This is a genomic window from Marispirochaeta aestuarii (genome assembly GCF_002087085.1).
Classification (GTDB): Bacteria; Spirochaetota; Spirochaetia; order JC444; family Marispirochaetaceae; genus Marispirochaeta; species Marispirochaeta aestuarii.
The window spans coordinates 156,900-170,712 of the sequence record NZ_MWQY01000004.1; the positions used below are offsets into that span (position 1 = coordinate 156,900).

At 52.0% G+C, this 13,813-nt stretch carries 11 protein-coding genes and 1 tRNA gene; 2 read left to right on the forward strand and 10 right to left on the reverse strand.

The annotated features are described in order from the left end of the window. Position 1: 1 nt before the first annotated feature. From B4O97_RS04905 to B4O97_RS04915, 3 genes are read right to left on the reverse strand one after another with little or no spacing between them, the layout of a single operon-like run. Positions 2-2,104, reverse strand: coding sequence for a VTT domain-containing protein (locus B4O97_RS04905; protein WP_083048850.1), 2,103 nt, complete (start codon positions 2,102-2,104; stop codon positions 2-4). Then, entirely contained in the window at positions 2,101-4,596 is a 2,496-nt protein-coding gene (gene lnt, locus B4O97_RS04910; RefSeq protein ID WP_083048851.1) for an apolipoprotein N-acyltransferase, read from the reverse strand. The genes B4O97_RS04905 and lnt overlap by 4 nt, the downstream gene beginning before the upstream one ends. A gap of 28 nt (positions 4,597-4,624) precedes the next feature. Beyond that, complete coding sequence (locus B4O97_RS04915) at positions 4,625-5,062, reverse strand: DUF2059 domain-containing protein (RefSeq protein ID WP_083048853.1); 438 nt, start codon at positions 5,060-5,062, stop codon at positions 4,625-4,627. 285 nt (positions 5,063-5,347) lie between these two features. Here B4O97_RS04915 and B4O97_RS04920 point away from each other — a divergent pair, with 285 nt between their 5' ends. Then, a complete protein-coding gene (locus tag B4O97_RS04920) occupies positions 5,348-6,511 on the forward strand; it encodes an ATP-binding protein (protein ID WP_083048854.1) in 1,164 nt (387 codons plus the stop codon). A gap of 15 nt (positions 6,512-6,526) precedes the next feature. Here the strand turns inward: B4O97_RS04920 and B4O97_RS04925 are convergent, their stop codons facing one another. Beyond that, positions 6,527-6,982, reverse strand: coding sequence for a TA system VapC family ribonuclease toxin (locus B4O97_RS04925; protein ID WP_083048856.1), 456 nt, complete (start codon positions 6,980-6,982; stop codon positions 6,527-6,529). Then, positions 6,979-7,203, reverse strand: a complete 225-nt coding sequence (locus B4O97_RS04930) for a hypothetical protein (protein ID WP_083048857.1) — start codon at positions 7,201-7,203, stop codon at positions 6,979-6,981. Before B4O97_RS04930 ends, B4O97_RS04925 begins: the two co-directional genes overlap by 4 nt. Before the next feature lie 177 nt (positions 7,204-7,380). Here B4O97_RS04930 and B4O97_RS04935 point away from each other — a divergent pair. Continuing rightward, positions 7,381-7,464 (forward strand) — tRNA-Leu (locus tag B4O97_RS04935). A gap of 384 nt (positions 7,465-7,848) precedes the next feature. Here the strand turns inward: B4O97_RS04935 and B4O97_RS04940 are convergent. The 5 genes from B4O97_RS04940 to B4O97_RS04960 all read right to left on the reverse strand — a co-directional run bounded on the left by B4O97_RS04940 (position 7,849) and on the right by B4O97_RS04960 (position 13,812). Then, entirely contained in the window at positions 7,849-9,441 is a 1,593-nt protein-coding gene (locus B4O97_RS04940; RefSeq protein WP_083048859.1) for a sensor domain-containing diguanylate cyclase, read from the reverse strand. Between the two features lie 78 nt (positions 9,442-9,519). After that, the gene (locus B4O97_RS04945) at positions 9,520-10,221 is read right to left on the reverse strand and encodes a FadR/GntR family transcriptional regulator (RefSeq protein ID WP_083048860.1); all 702 of its coding nucleotides are present in this window, start codon (positions 10,219-10,221) and stop codon (positions 9,520-9,522) included. An 11-nt stretch (positions 10,222-10,232) separates the two neighbouring features. After that, positions 10,233-11,732 carry a xylulokinase gene (locus B4O97_RS04950; protein WP_083048862.1) on the reverse strand — a complete coding sequence of 500 codons (1,500 nt, stop codon included), beginning with the start codon at positions 11,730-11,732 and terminating at the stop codon, positions 10,233-10,235. A 7-nt stretch (positions 11,733-11,739) separates the two neighbouring features. Beyond that, positions 11,740-12,489 (reverse strand): HpcH/HpaI aldolase family protein, encoded by a 750-nt coding sequence (locus tag B4O97_RS04955; protein WP_083048863.1) that lies wholly within the window; start codon positions 12,487-12,489, stop codon positions 11,740-11,742. A 30-nt stretch (positions 12,490-12,519) separates the two neighbouring features. Further along, a complete protein-coding gene (locus B4O97_RS04960; protein ID WP_083048865.1) occupies positions 12,520-13,812 on the reverse strand; it encodes a TRAP transporter large permease in 1,293 nt (430 codons plus the stop codon). Position 13,813: the final 1 nt, after the last annotated feature.

Here is a 13,813-nt window from a genome sequence, read left to right on the forward strand (position 1 = left end):
GCTAGGTCTTAATCCCTGAGATTTTGCGCACCAGGGAGACGATACCCGTCATGATGGCGAAATAGGCGGCCAGAAGCAGAACAAACATGAGAATGTTCATCCAGCCGGGATCTGTAAAAACCTTCCTGATGGTCTCGCCGAAAACGGTAAAGGCGATAATTCCGGGCATGAGGCCGATGAGAGAACCCAGCAAAAACTGGGAGGGACGGAACCCCAGCATGCCGGTAACCAGGTTCACCACGAGAAAGGGCCCGGAGGGCACCATGCGGGAGATGGCCACCGCCCAGAGACCGTAGGGGCGGATCTTTTCGAACTGCTTCTTTACATGACGGACGGCCCTGAAGCGGTCGAACCAGGGGTTTGTGTGCAGGACAAGCCCCAGGGCGTAAAAAATAGCGGCCCCCGAAAACACCCCCAGGGTGGAATAGAGAATTCCGAACCAGGGGCCGTGGAGTGCGGCAAAGGAGACGATGGGAACCGTGATGGAAACAAAGACCAGCATGCTGAGCCAGAAGGAGACTATCGTCAGCAGGGCAGCCAGGCCAGGCCTGGTTTCGTTGAGCTCCCGGACCTTCCCGAGGATCTGCTGAATATCCACATCCGTACGGGAGATAAAAAAGACTGCCCCCAGAACGACGGTGGTCAGCAGCATCAGGCCCCAGATTTTCCTGGTCCGGGCAATGATGCCCCTGGGCTCATCCTTTGTCATGGTATGCAATGCCTCCTCCGGCCGGGGTGCTCCCTTCATGTCGAAGTAATCCAGCAGCTCCTCGGGGACCGAACCGGGGGGTAGCAGTTCCCCGGGCTCCTGAAGACCGTCCCAGGATCTGCTCCGTTCTCTGAAAGCCGACAAGCGGGAACCCCGGTGCTGCCGGACCATTTCCCGCCACTCTTCCGGGCTCAAGCCGCAGTGCTGGGCGAGGATGCGAGCCTCCAGTTGTGCGACACACCCGGGGTCGTCCGTCTCCTGCGCGTCCATGAGGATGTTTACCTCGTTATCGAAACCGAAGGAGCGCTGGTTGATGTTCCCGGATCCCAGGGTCAGAAATCGGCTGTCGGTAATCATCAGCTTGGAATGGACCTTGACCGGGGTCGCGGGATCATCGGGAGAAACGGGATTGAAAAATCCCAGACGACCGTGACGGTCGTTCTCCCTCAGCTTCGCGATGTGCATGGAGGCATTGACCCCCATGGTCATCCTGCCCAGCAGATCCGGGAGTTCCCGGCTCATGAGGATAATCAGCTCCGGTCCCTCCTTTTCACGGAGCCTTCGGGCCAGAAGATCGGTGATCTCGTCGCTGGAGAAATACTGGTTCTCGATGAAGATGAACTCCCGTGCCTCCCTGAGCATGTCCAGGTAAACCTGCCGTATCTGCCGGAGGTCCGGGACATCAGCGTCCGGGGATGATCGGGTAAGGGAGATCATGATTCGGGCATTTTCGACATCCACAGGAATCCCTTCAGGCCAGAGAGAAGGAGGTTCAGCATCAGTGGAATGATCGAGGGAGAACTCCTCCTGTGCCAGGGAGAGGAGCTCCCCCACCGCGGGTCCGGACATGACAGCATGGGTGTCGTGATAGGGGCCGTAGGCCTCCCCCTCCGGATTCACCCGGGCAGGGCTCTTCGCGGGATGCTCCGGGCTGTCCCAGCGCTCCCGGGTAAGGTCGATTCCTCCGATAAAGGCCAGGGCATCGTCCAGAATAACGAACTTCTCGTGCCGGGAAGCGAAAGCCGATTTCGCTGGAAGGTGGTGGAGATCCATGTTCGGCGCCTCATGTACTTCCTTCCTGAATTTATGGGTAATGTGCTGGTCCGCCGCAAAGAGGGAGGGGGGCTTCCATATACACAGGTCTATCCACATAGAAGGGTTTTCCCGGGCAATGGAGAGGAGGAGATCCCCCAGCTCCGGTCCCGAGGGACCCGTATCCCTGTCCCGCCTGAGGCGAATGCGGTCGTCAAAGCTCCAGCCGACGATGAGTATCCTCTTTTGGGTCTTCGGAAGAACCTCCGCCAGGGCGGAGTAGTAATCCCGACTGGAGGTAAAAAAGGAGAGCCGGGATGCAATTGATGTGCTTGTATAGTGACGGTCTTGTGTAAAAATCATTCCTTTTTAAAGTAATACACAAAGACCCGGACAACAACAAGGATGATCAGCAGAGCACCCAGCAGCAGGGGAAACCAGTCCCCCAGGCGGGCGTAGAGGGTCATTCCGGGAGGGGCTTCAGGGATTTCCGCTAAAAGCCGGCCCTCTTCAAAAAACCCGAGGCTACCCAGGACCCGTCCCCAGGGGTCAGCTGCCAGGGTGAGCCCGGAGGTGGTGGCCCGGACCAGGGGCACCCTGTTCTCCACCGCCCGAAAGAGCCCGTTGACGCCGTGCTGCATCCCCTCCACCGGGGACAGGGACCAGTAGTCGTTGCTTACATTGACGATGAGCCGGGCCCCCTCCGCCACAAAGCGGCGTACATGAGCGGGCATGATGTCCTCGAAGCAGATGGGGGTGGTAAAGGGCGCCCTGGGGTGCCGGTGAAGCAGGTACTCGCTGCCGGGGGTCCAGTCGGTGACGTCGAACTTGTCCAGCTGCTCGTAGACCGCGGGGAGTTCCTCCTTGAAGGGGAAGTACTCGGTAAAAGGGACCAGCTTTATCTTGTGGTAGATGCTCCCGATCTCTCCCTCCGGGCTGATCAGATAGGTGGAGTTGTGGCTGATTTCCGGGTAATCCGTATCCCCCTCCTCCGGAAGTCTGGTGTGGTCGGAGCTTCCCGTCACGAGCCAGGTGTCCCAGGAATCCACGGCGGAGAGCATCCTTTCGGCGAGTTTCCTCCTCCCTCGCCCCTCGTTACCCCGGCGCATCCAGAAGCGGATATCCGGCACGAAGGCGGTCTCCGGCCAGGCGACCAGGTCCACCGTTCTACCCTCCTCCGCGGCCCGGGCAAGACCGTCCTCGCTCAAGGAAAGGAGGGCGTCCAGGCTCTCGGCGTAGTCGTGCTTTCGGGGGTCCCGGTTATGCTGTACGAGCAGCACGGTAATGCTCTCCTCCGGCTTCGGCGCCAGAGCAAGGGTAAGAGCTCCGAAGCTGAGGGGAAGCAGAACCAGGGCAGCAGCACCGACGAGCAGCGGACGACGGCGCTCCCCGACAGTGAGCAGCTCCGCAATTGCCGCGTTGAAGGCTACGACCAGCCAGCTTACGCCCCAGACCCCGGTCAGGGAAGCGACCTGGATGAAGAGCGTCCAGGGATAGAGGGCCGTACCCAGCATGCCCCAGGGATAGGCCAGGAATCCCATGCCCCGGAGCCAGTCGAAGACTATCCAGGATGAGGAGACTGTGAGAATCCAGCCGCGGCCGGGACGCCGCAGGAGCCACACAAGCAGGGGAAGAAAAATGAGCCACTGGGCCAGGGAGAGGAGCACCGTAAAGGGAAGGGAGACGTATGAGTAGGTTGAGTGCCAGAAGTTGACCAGCATTACCTGCAGGGAGGCGAAAGCCATGACCGAGGTCGCCGCCCCTCCCCGGGAAGCCCTTCGGCAGAACAGAAAGAGGGGTATCAGCGTGACGAAGCTCAAAACCGGGACTCCCTGGAGCCGGAATAGGGATGGAAGGGCCAGGGTGTAGAGCAGGCCGGAAAGCCAGCCCGCGAGGAGCCCGGGGGTATGATGCATGAAGCTTTCTACCGCGGCAGGGATAGAAGCGGAAATCCCGTCGGAAGGCGGATTGGAGCGGATAGCCCGGTCCTGCAGCGTTTTTTTGTCGGCAAAAAAACGCTGCAGGGAGCCGCCCGGAAAAAGATAGAGAGTTAGATTCAGCAGGATAAGGGGCAGAAAGCGCAGGGCCGCCTCGAGCTGCTGACTGGCGGTGTCGGCGGCCATTTTGAGGTCCCCTCCGTGGGCCACGAAGCGCTGAACGTAATCCATGTTGGCATTGCGGGCGAAGAAGAAGGCGAAAAGGTAGAGGGTGGAGCCGAGGATGATCAGACCCTGGTTGAAGAGACCCGCGGGACGGCGCAGCAGGAGCAGAAGGGCCAGAAGGAGCTCGAGGGCCAGGAAGAGAAAGAAGCTGTAGTCGAAGGGGGTAAGACCCGGAACAGGGATATCGAAGGCTTCGGCGAACTCAGGCCCCTCCAGGGATTCCATAAGAGCGGAAAGGTTCGAAGCCCTGAAACTTTCGGAGGAGATGGGCTCGCCCCCGACGGTGTCGTAAAGCCACAGATAGAGGGCAAGCTCTCCCTCCCAGGCGGAAAGAACCGGCTGCACCAGACGCAGTACACCCAGCTCCCGGGCGAGCTCCATGGCGGACTCCCGGCTGTCGATATCCGCGAGGCTGCGGCCGGAGGGCATCAGGTACTCCTCCACCAGGGCCTGGGGTTTGACACTGGAGGATCCGGCGGTGGCGAAGGCCACCTCGATGGATCGGGTAAGTTCCTCCATCTGACCATCGTTCAAGGCTGCCCCGCCCCGGGAGAAGGGTGCGACCATCAGGCTGGGGGTGCGGGTCAGGCTGATGGGACCGTAAAAGGCGAGGAGCGCCTCTGCCAGGGCAAAAAGAAGGAGAATCAGGGAAAGCGCGGGTCTGAACAGGTTTTTAGCGGCAGGACTCGTCATTGACCGTTAGACTCACACGAGGCCGCAGTTAAATATCCAGGAGCCCGTCTTCTACAAGCTGCTGCTGGATCTCCTGGCCGATCCTCATTCCCCAGGCCTGACCGGCGGCCATGGACTCCTGGGAGATCGCGGGCATCTCCTGAATAAGTTTTTTTCCCGTGGGGGTCTCGTAGAAGCTGATGATGTCCGTAATCTCTTCATGGGTAAAGTGTTTGTCGTAAATCGGGACTATAAGGTCTATCATATCTGCCGGGTTGACCCTGGCCATGAACTGGTCCCAGTAGTCTTCGGGAATCTCCGGCAGGATCTGTTTGAACTGGACTATCATATTCTGCATGACCTGGATGCCCATATTGGCGGAACCGGTCATCTCCATGAGACGGACAATATCCTCTTCCTTGGACTGCCCGAAGAGGGAGGCAAAGGAAAGAAGGGAAAACAGCAAAATCGCGATACTCTTTTTCATTAAATAACTCCTGGAAAGGAGCTTGCCCGGGAATGCGGGAAAGAATCAAGGCCAGTGTTCAGAATCGTGGGGATGAGTTGAGGACAATCCTTCTGCTAATCAGGATTTACGGGAAATTTCTTTAATTTTCCTGATTTTTTCCTGTTTACCGGAAATTCAGCGGGTTGAAGGATATCCATCCCCACGATTCTGAACACTACAAAAATGGAAAGACTGATTCCGAATTTGCTGCGTTTATGGAATTAGTGTTTCCACTTCGGCAGTGTTTGCGGTATACTTTACACTATGAGATATATCGAACGCCAGGTTCCAGAAGAAAATGCGGAGGGAAGCTACTTTTTATTCGGTCCCCGGGGTACCGGGAAATCCCTCTGGCTGAAGCACCGTTACCCGCAGGCTGTATTTATAGATCTACTCATGCCTGATACCCGCAGACAACTCGAGGCCCGACCCGAAAGGCTTCGCGAGATTGTAGAGGCTGCGGGAAAAAACAGAATATTTATAATCGATGAGGTCCAGAAGGTTCCGGAGATCCTCAGTCTGGTACATCTTTTACTGGAGGAAAACAAACAGCGGCAATTCATTCTCACAGGATCGAGCTCAAGAAAACTAAAACGCGAAGGGGTTGATCTGCTTGCCGGACGGGCAACCCTAAGGAGTTTTCATCCCTTTTTACTGAGCGAACTGGGGGCTGAATATGATGCGGAAAAGGCACTGCAAACAGGTCTTATTCCTCTTGTCGTCGACAGCCCCCATCCCGGAGAGGTACTGCGCAGTTATATCGACCTCTATTTAAAGGAGGAGATACAGCAGGAAGGGCTGGTCAGAAATCTCGGGGCCTTTGCCCGGGTACTGGAGACCTTGAGTTTCTCCCATGCATCGGTACTGAACCAGTCGGAAGTAGCCCGGGAAGCAGAAGTTGAACGAAAAACAGTATCCGGGTATATCGAGATAGTAGAGCAGATGATGCTCTCCTGCAGGCTGCCTGTTTTTTCCAAAAGAGCCAAGCGTCAGCTGATCAAACATGAGAAGTTCTATTTCTTTGACGCCGGCGTATTTCGTGAATTGCGGCCCAAGGGGCCCCTGGATCGGACTGCCGAAATAGACGGACTGGCGCTGGAAGGATTGGTAATGCAGCATCTGTATGCCTGGGCGGATTACTCCCGTCGGGACTGCCGAATCTACTACTGGCGGACCAAATCGGGAACTGAGGTGGATTTTGTCCTTTACGGTCAGGATACCTTTGCAGCGATGGAAGTAAAGAATTCCCGACAGGTGCACAGTAAGGATCTTAAAAGCTTGAAGGCATTTACAGAGGATTATCCGGAAGCTCAGCCTCTTCTGCTGTACCGAGGAAAGGAAAACCTGAAAATTGACGGCATCGTGTGTATCCCCTGGAACAGTTTTCTGGAGAACCTCAGGGTCGGAAGTCCCCTGTTTCAGGTGTAGAAGTGTACAGGTATTTTAAACCACGCTGTTTTCCAAAAGCAGAACGGAGTTATCAAAGTCTGTGTTCTGTACGGATGCAGCCAGGGCCCGATCAAAGGTAACCAAAGTCCCTCTCCTGTTTTTTGCCAGGAGTATGAGGTGGGCATCGCTAACCTGCCTGTGCCCCTGCAGCATGGAGGCAGGCAGCTTAGAAAAGGCCGAAACCGGCACATCGTCGGACCAGAACCGGTGAGACGGATGAGCTGAATATCTTTCCAGTATATTCAGAGCCTCCTCCGGGGATACCGCTTCGTCGATAATACGCGGATTGGAAGATATTCTGACGAAAGCCAGCTGTGTCAGAGGAGATGTCGCCCAGAATTCACCATTCTGAACGATAGTTTCAGCAAACCAGGAATGGGCAACACCGTGGTGGAGATGGTTTGGCCATGCCAGGGCAATCAACACATTTACATCGGGCAGGAAGATCACACCTCATCCTCGAAAGAAGCCACATCCTCGGGGGTTATTCGCCGGGAATCCTCAGCCACCGAGAAAACCGGCAGACCGTTTTTCAGGGAGTATTCCACCTTTGAACCCAGTCCTCGCCGCATTAAAACGGAGACCGCCTGCCCCAGGGAAATCCCCTGCTCCCTGGCAATACTGCGGGCGACCTTTACAAGGTCATCGTCTATATTTATGGTGGTTCTCATACATAAAAAAATAAGAGCTTGATGCTCTGATGTCAAGATGCCGACACATCATTAATGTTGGATTCATATACACGGAGGAAGCGCTTCTCTTCCTGAGACACGGCAAAAATACAAGGTTTTCAAAGGCGCTATTATTGACAAAAACCCGTGTTTCCCATAGAATCCGCCTTACTGAATGCCCAGATGGCGGAATTGGTAGACGCGCTAGATTCAGGTTCTAGTCCGGGTTACCGGGTGGAGGTTCAAGTCCTCTTCTGGGCAAAAAAGACCGATGACCTTTAGGTTGTCGGTCTTTTTTTGTGCACAGAGAGGGGACTTGAACCTCCGAGTGAGCGCGGCGCGATGAGCGCCGGAAGTCCGGCAGGGATGCCGGACGCCAGCGAACGAAGGCGGGGTGTAAGGAGCCGGTACGATACCGGCGACTGAAACCTTCAAGTCCTCTTCTGGGCAAAAAAGACCGATGAACTTTAGGTTGTCGGTCTTTTTTTGTGCATAGAGAGGGGACTTGAACCTCCGAGTGAGCGCGGCGCGAGTAGCGCCGGAAGCGAGGCACGATGCCGGACGCCAGCGAACGAGGGCGGGGTGCAAGGAGGAATCAGGATGATTCCGACTGAAACCTTCAAGTCCTATTTTCAGACAACACCATTATATTCTGACCACGTCTTGCTTCATATCGGATCTCCAGATCGTAGCCCGATTCTTACCGCCTGACTTGGAGGCATACATGGCCTTATCAGCCCTGTCGAGTATATCCTCCAGGGTGGTCTCGTCGCTGCCGTCATACACGATTATTCCTATGCTCAGAGTCACCGACATCTCCGCACCGCTATTGATCCGCGGCGGTATGGCCGATACGTATCTCCTTGCCAGCTCAAGGGCGTGGGTCTCATCGGTTTGAAAGGGCATGACAACAAATTCGTCTCCTCCGTAGCGGGCAACGACGTCTCCGCCGCGAGACAGTTCAACAAGAGTACCGGCGGTTTTCCTGAGCACGTCATCTCCAGCTAAATGACCCATATTGTCGTTCACAGCTTTGAAATTGTCCAGATCGATCAGGATCATGGAGAAGGGAGAACCGTTTCTCTGAGAACGGACGAATTCCCTCCTCGCCTGCTCGAAGAAGCTCCAGCGGTTTAACAGTCCCGTCAGAGCATCGGTGCCGGCAATCTCTTTGAGCTGCTCATAGGCATCAGACAGCTTCTTCTCGGTATCCTTTTGCGCGGTTATGTCGTGAAAATGCAGGATTAGCCCTTCGCCCATGTTGCCGGGAGAAACCAGAGGAGCAGAGCTGATCTCATATAAACGGCCGTTCAGCCGCATCTCGACAGATCCTGTGCGGTCTTTCGTGATCAGCTCACCTGCCCTTTCCGTCAGGCCTTCGAGGGATTTGCCGATGGCTTTCAGATGGGTGACGGAAAAGATCCTCTCCGCTTCCGGATTGAGGTCCAGTATCTTCTTTGAGCTGTCCAGGACCAGAACACCGCTCTTCATATTTTGGAAGACCGAATGATAGGCCACGGGAACCACATCGAAAAAGCGGTACCTTAAGATGCCCAGACCTATGAGCAGCGCGCTCAGCGCAAAGAAAAGAGATGATGGATCATAGGGTGTTATCAAATTAATTCCCATCAGGTAGAGGAGGTTCGGAACCGTGGGGAGAATGGCTGCCGTCAGAAGCAGAGAAATCCGGTACTTGTAATGCTTGGGAAAGCGTACCATGGCCCGGATCAGAAGAATACTGCTGGAGACAATGACTGCATAGGCGTAAATAGCCCAGATCCAGAAAAGGGGACCGTATCGGCGAGCCAAAACCCACAGTCCATTTACCTGTACAAGCTCCAACGATGTATAGAACCAGGGGTGCCAGGAAAAGGTCATCACTCCCAAAAACGAGACTGATGGAATCACGAGTAAAAAGACCTTGAGCTTCCTCCCGATTAAATGTCCGCAATTACCGTAGACCAGGACGAAGTAGGACCAGGACATCGTCGTTCCCATGACCCCCAAATAGGATAATCTCAATAGAATCTGCTTCGCTGTGATATCTGCAAAGAATTTCAGCAGTCCGTCGCATCCTGCCCACAAGGCGACAAAAAGCAGGGTTATTTTCCATATCCGACTGCCGTGAAAGGGAGGGAATTTGTTTGTGATGACAGCCAATGCGAGAGACAGAAGACTTGCAGAGAAATAAACTATTTGGAGATAATGGAACTGAAAAACCATGGTTAATTTTAGCATGGAAATCTGATATTTGAAAGTTGACTTATTATCGCCAGAATCGACGTCTTAACCAGAAAAGTCCGGAAGGTTAATTATCTATACACTGCTGCTAATTGTACTTCTGAGCCCATCCAGCTCTATTTTTCTGGTATAATGCAAATGTTTTTTCAGTCTCTCAAGGGCCAGCGTCGTGTCACCGTCCTGTATTGCTTCGGCAATCGACTGGTGCTCAAGAGCCAGTTGCTCTATGGTAGCCGGATCCCAGTATTTTTTACGGTAATCATCCTGATGAAAAAGCTGGTTTATAATCTGGCTAAAGGAGTCAAGCAGCTTGTTTCCGCTCGAATTGAGCATAGTAGCATGGAATTCCATATCCGCTTCATCCGCAACTCTTGGATCATTTTTATTATCAAGCATTTTTTGTACGCAGGATTCAAGCGCAACAATTCCTGACGGAGTTATCCTTTTTACCACAAGCGGTATAACTGCCAGCTCTATCACAATTCGCGCTTCGATAGATTCATACAAATTGAAGTTGGATACCTGATAATTGAACTTTATAGTGTTGGTTATGGCATCTGTGTCCAACTTATTGATAAATGTTCCCCTGCGGGGTGTTTTGGTAATAATACCCTGCTGAGATAGACCGTTGAGCACGTTTCTCACTCTGTACCTTGTTACCTGGAAATGTTCCGCAAGCTTTTCTTCGGTTTCCACCTTGCTTCCGGGACCATTTGCATGCTCCAGGATGTATGTCTTGATTTTCTCTTCCAGGTTCTGAATATCAGTCTTAGCCATACGATTCCGCTTCAAATGTCATGGGGATGCAATCCATCATCCCCTCCAGCATACAATAAAAGCAGTTGTTTTGCATACTTACTGTAGGCTGTAAACGTCTTTTCGTAGTTTTCCCCGTTTTCGGCCTCGGGTACGTAAGTTGTTCCGTCAAAAACGCCCGATTTTTTCCCACGCCCCAGAGTATGCAGACCATACAAAGCAGCACCATAGGATGAATCGATATCTTTCATTGCCAGGAGTTTCCTGTCCATAAGCGTACTGAGAATCTGCATGAGCACTTTGTCAGAACCTCCACCACCCACTACACCAATCGTTGCAGGCAACTTATCGCCATCGCCGAGAGCAAGCAGCGCATCGTATAACGAACAGGCGACCCCTTCTAAAACAGCCCTTGCAAAATGTGCCTTTCCGTGACGGAACGACACACCCGAGAATGTTCCCCTCAAGTCCGAATTCCAGTAGGGAGTCCGCTCACCGGACAGGTAGGGATGAAATATAAGTCCCTCACATCCAGGAGGAGCCTGATCCGCCAGGTTATCGAAAGCGACATATCCCTCCGGAGTTCGGGGGAATCCCTCCGTTTCCACTGCCCATGTTATGGAGGAACCAGCAGAATTCGTCCCCGCCTGAGAGTACCAGAGATCGTCAATAAGATATGGATAAGTCAGCAGCCCGCCGACCGGATTCGGTGTTTGCTTGATAACATGAATTCCCCCGGCAGTTCCTATCCGTATAACATAGTCCCCTGGTTTACGAGCACCTGCTCCATAGGTTTCCATGGCACTGTCCAGAGCTCCACATAAAACAGGGATTCCGGAAGGCAACCCGAGCAGTCGTGCTCCATTCTTGTTTAATGTTCCAGAAATTTCACCCGCCGGGAGAATCTCCGGCAGCAGTGAAATATCCAGTGATGCCATCGCTGCAAGTTCTTCAGACCAGGTTCCAGTTCCTGCATTGCAGAGCATGGAAGAAACTGCTGTAGAGAAATCACTAGTCCAATTTCCCGTAAGATGATATACAAGAAAATCCTTTGAAAAACTAACATGGCGTATTCTCCCCCATATTTCCGGGTGATGCCTCTTTATCCACAGAAAATGGGGTAATGTCCACGTAGTTGAAACCTGGTTATTTGTCTGAGTAAAAATCAGGTTTCCCTTCAGCCGATTGAGTTCCTCAACCTCCCGTGCAGACCGTTGGTCGCTCCAGATAATAGCGCGCCGAAGGCTTTTTCCAACATTGTCAGCAAGCACTCCAATGTGTGCAGCGCTGGTTGGAACAATAGCGGCAATAGCATGTGGATCTATATCACAGAAACTCAGCATTCTTCCTGACGCTTCAGATACAGCAACAAGCCAATCTTCAGGATTTTGTTCGGCCCATCCTGGTTTTTCTGAATAGGTGTCGTATCCGGCAGAGGCTGTAGCTGCAACTGAACCTGAAGCATCGACAACAGATAATTTACAGGAGCTCGTGCCCAAATCAATGCTTAGAACGTACTCAGTACTTTTCATAACCGTCTCATTCTTCAATGAATTCCCGCTGGTACTCTTTGAGTGCGTTGTTCATCAGGCCCATATCATGAGACAGAAGGAAGAAATCCATCCCCGCAGCTCTCCACTTTTTCATATCCTGAGGGGAACCTACACTAAGTCCTATTGCAACATTATTTTTTTTTGCAATTGCACTTACTCTGCTTACCACAGAATCAAACTCTGATTCAGTATTCGACATCATCATTGAATACCTCAGATCCCCACCGCCAACAAGACAACCGGTTATTCCCGGAACAGAGAGAATTTCCTCGGCCTTTTCTGCGGACGATACTGTTTCAATCATTAATATCACATTTATATTTTCGTTTATCATTTCATAGTAATCGTCTCCATAGAACACAGCCGCGGGGCTACTCTTGGAACGTTTACCTAACGGAGCATAATATGCTGACTCAACTGCCCGGATAGCTTCTTGCCGGCTTTCGATCATTGGCACAATAATTCCAGTTGCTCCAGCATCCAGCAGGTTATTAATGGACCCAGGGCTGTTTTCAGCAACCCTGCCGAAGGGTGCAGGACCGTTTGAGCGGGCGAGACTGCGGATCGCACCTGTTGCACTCTCCTTATCAAAATGGCTGTGCTGCAGATCGACCATTGCAAAGTCAAAGCGTGATCGTCCAACCATTTCTGCTATCCGAACGCTTCCAAGACATACGCCAAAACCAATGACAGGTTTCTCCCCCGCCAACTTCAATCCTCGAACTGTTTCATTCATAGTGGGTACGAATCTCCTTTCCCTGTTATCTCATCCGAAAAGTGCATTTGGGATTGCGAGCACGCTTTGCGGTATAGCAATTATCAATGCAAGAGCAATAAACAACACAACTATCATCGGCCACAGCTCCCTGAGAGTAGATTCATAGTTGAGCTTTTTAATCCCGCAAACAGTCATAAGCACGACTCCGACTGGCGGGGTAGTATTACCGATCATTGCATTTATTACAATAATCACACCAAAGTGAATCGGGTCCATTCCTGACGCAACAACAAGAGGAAGAACCATAGGAACAAACAACATGATATTTACCGTTGGATCAGAAAGGGCACCCAGCAAAATGAATAACAAATTTATACTGAGTATGATCAAAAATTTATTATCCCCTGCAAAAGTTGTCATAAAATGAAAAATATAATCCTGAAGATTTTCAGCAGTCATTACAAAACTGAAGACCTTCGCCGCTGGAAGAACCAGCAGGATCGAACCGCAGGTAATTACAACGCTTTTCAAACTTTGAATAAATTCGTCAAACTGCATGGTCCTGTACAGAAAAACTCCCAAAATCAGTGAATATACCACAGCTATTGCTGAGGCCTCTGTCGTTGTAACAATCCCGAGGTAAATCCCGCCAAGCAGTATCACCGGTGTAAACAATGGAAGAATACCCTGGATGAATGCAACCAACAGATCCTGCAGATATTTCCTGACATTTTCAATTTTACGTTTCGGGTAATGTCGTCTGAACGAAACCAAGAAAACATAGAGCATCAGTACAAGCCCGATGATAACGCCGGGGATTAATCCACCGAAAAACAGACGCCCTACAGATACATTGGCAACCATTGCATAAACAACCATAGGAATACTGGGAGGAATTATTGGCCCTACTGTTGATGATGCAATTGTAATCGCCGCGCTGAATTCTTTATCGAAGCCTTCCTCCACCATGGCCTCATAGTTCAGGTTGCCTATTCCACCAACATCCGCTACTGCTGATCCGGACATGCCTGCGAACAGGATACTGGTTGCAATATTTACATGCCCCAAACCTCCCGGAATATATCCGACAAGCGCCTTACAGAAATTAAATATCCTGTCCGCAACTGAGGTTCTATTCATGATCTCAGCGGTTAGAATAAACATCGGTATAGCAATCAACACGAAATTATCAAGTCCGGAGAACATCTGCATTGCCATAAAGCCAAGATCCATCCCTTTCAATCCGATATAAACGAAAGAAGAAGTTATCATCGCAATACTGATAGGCATGCCAAAAAGAAAAAGGATAAAAAAGGTAAAAATAAACACAATAAGCAGCATA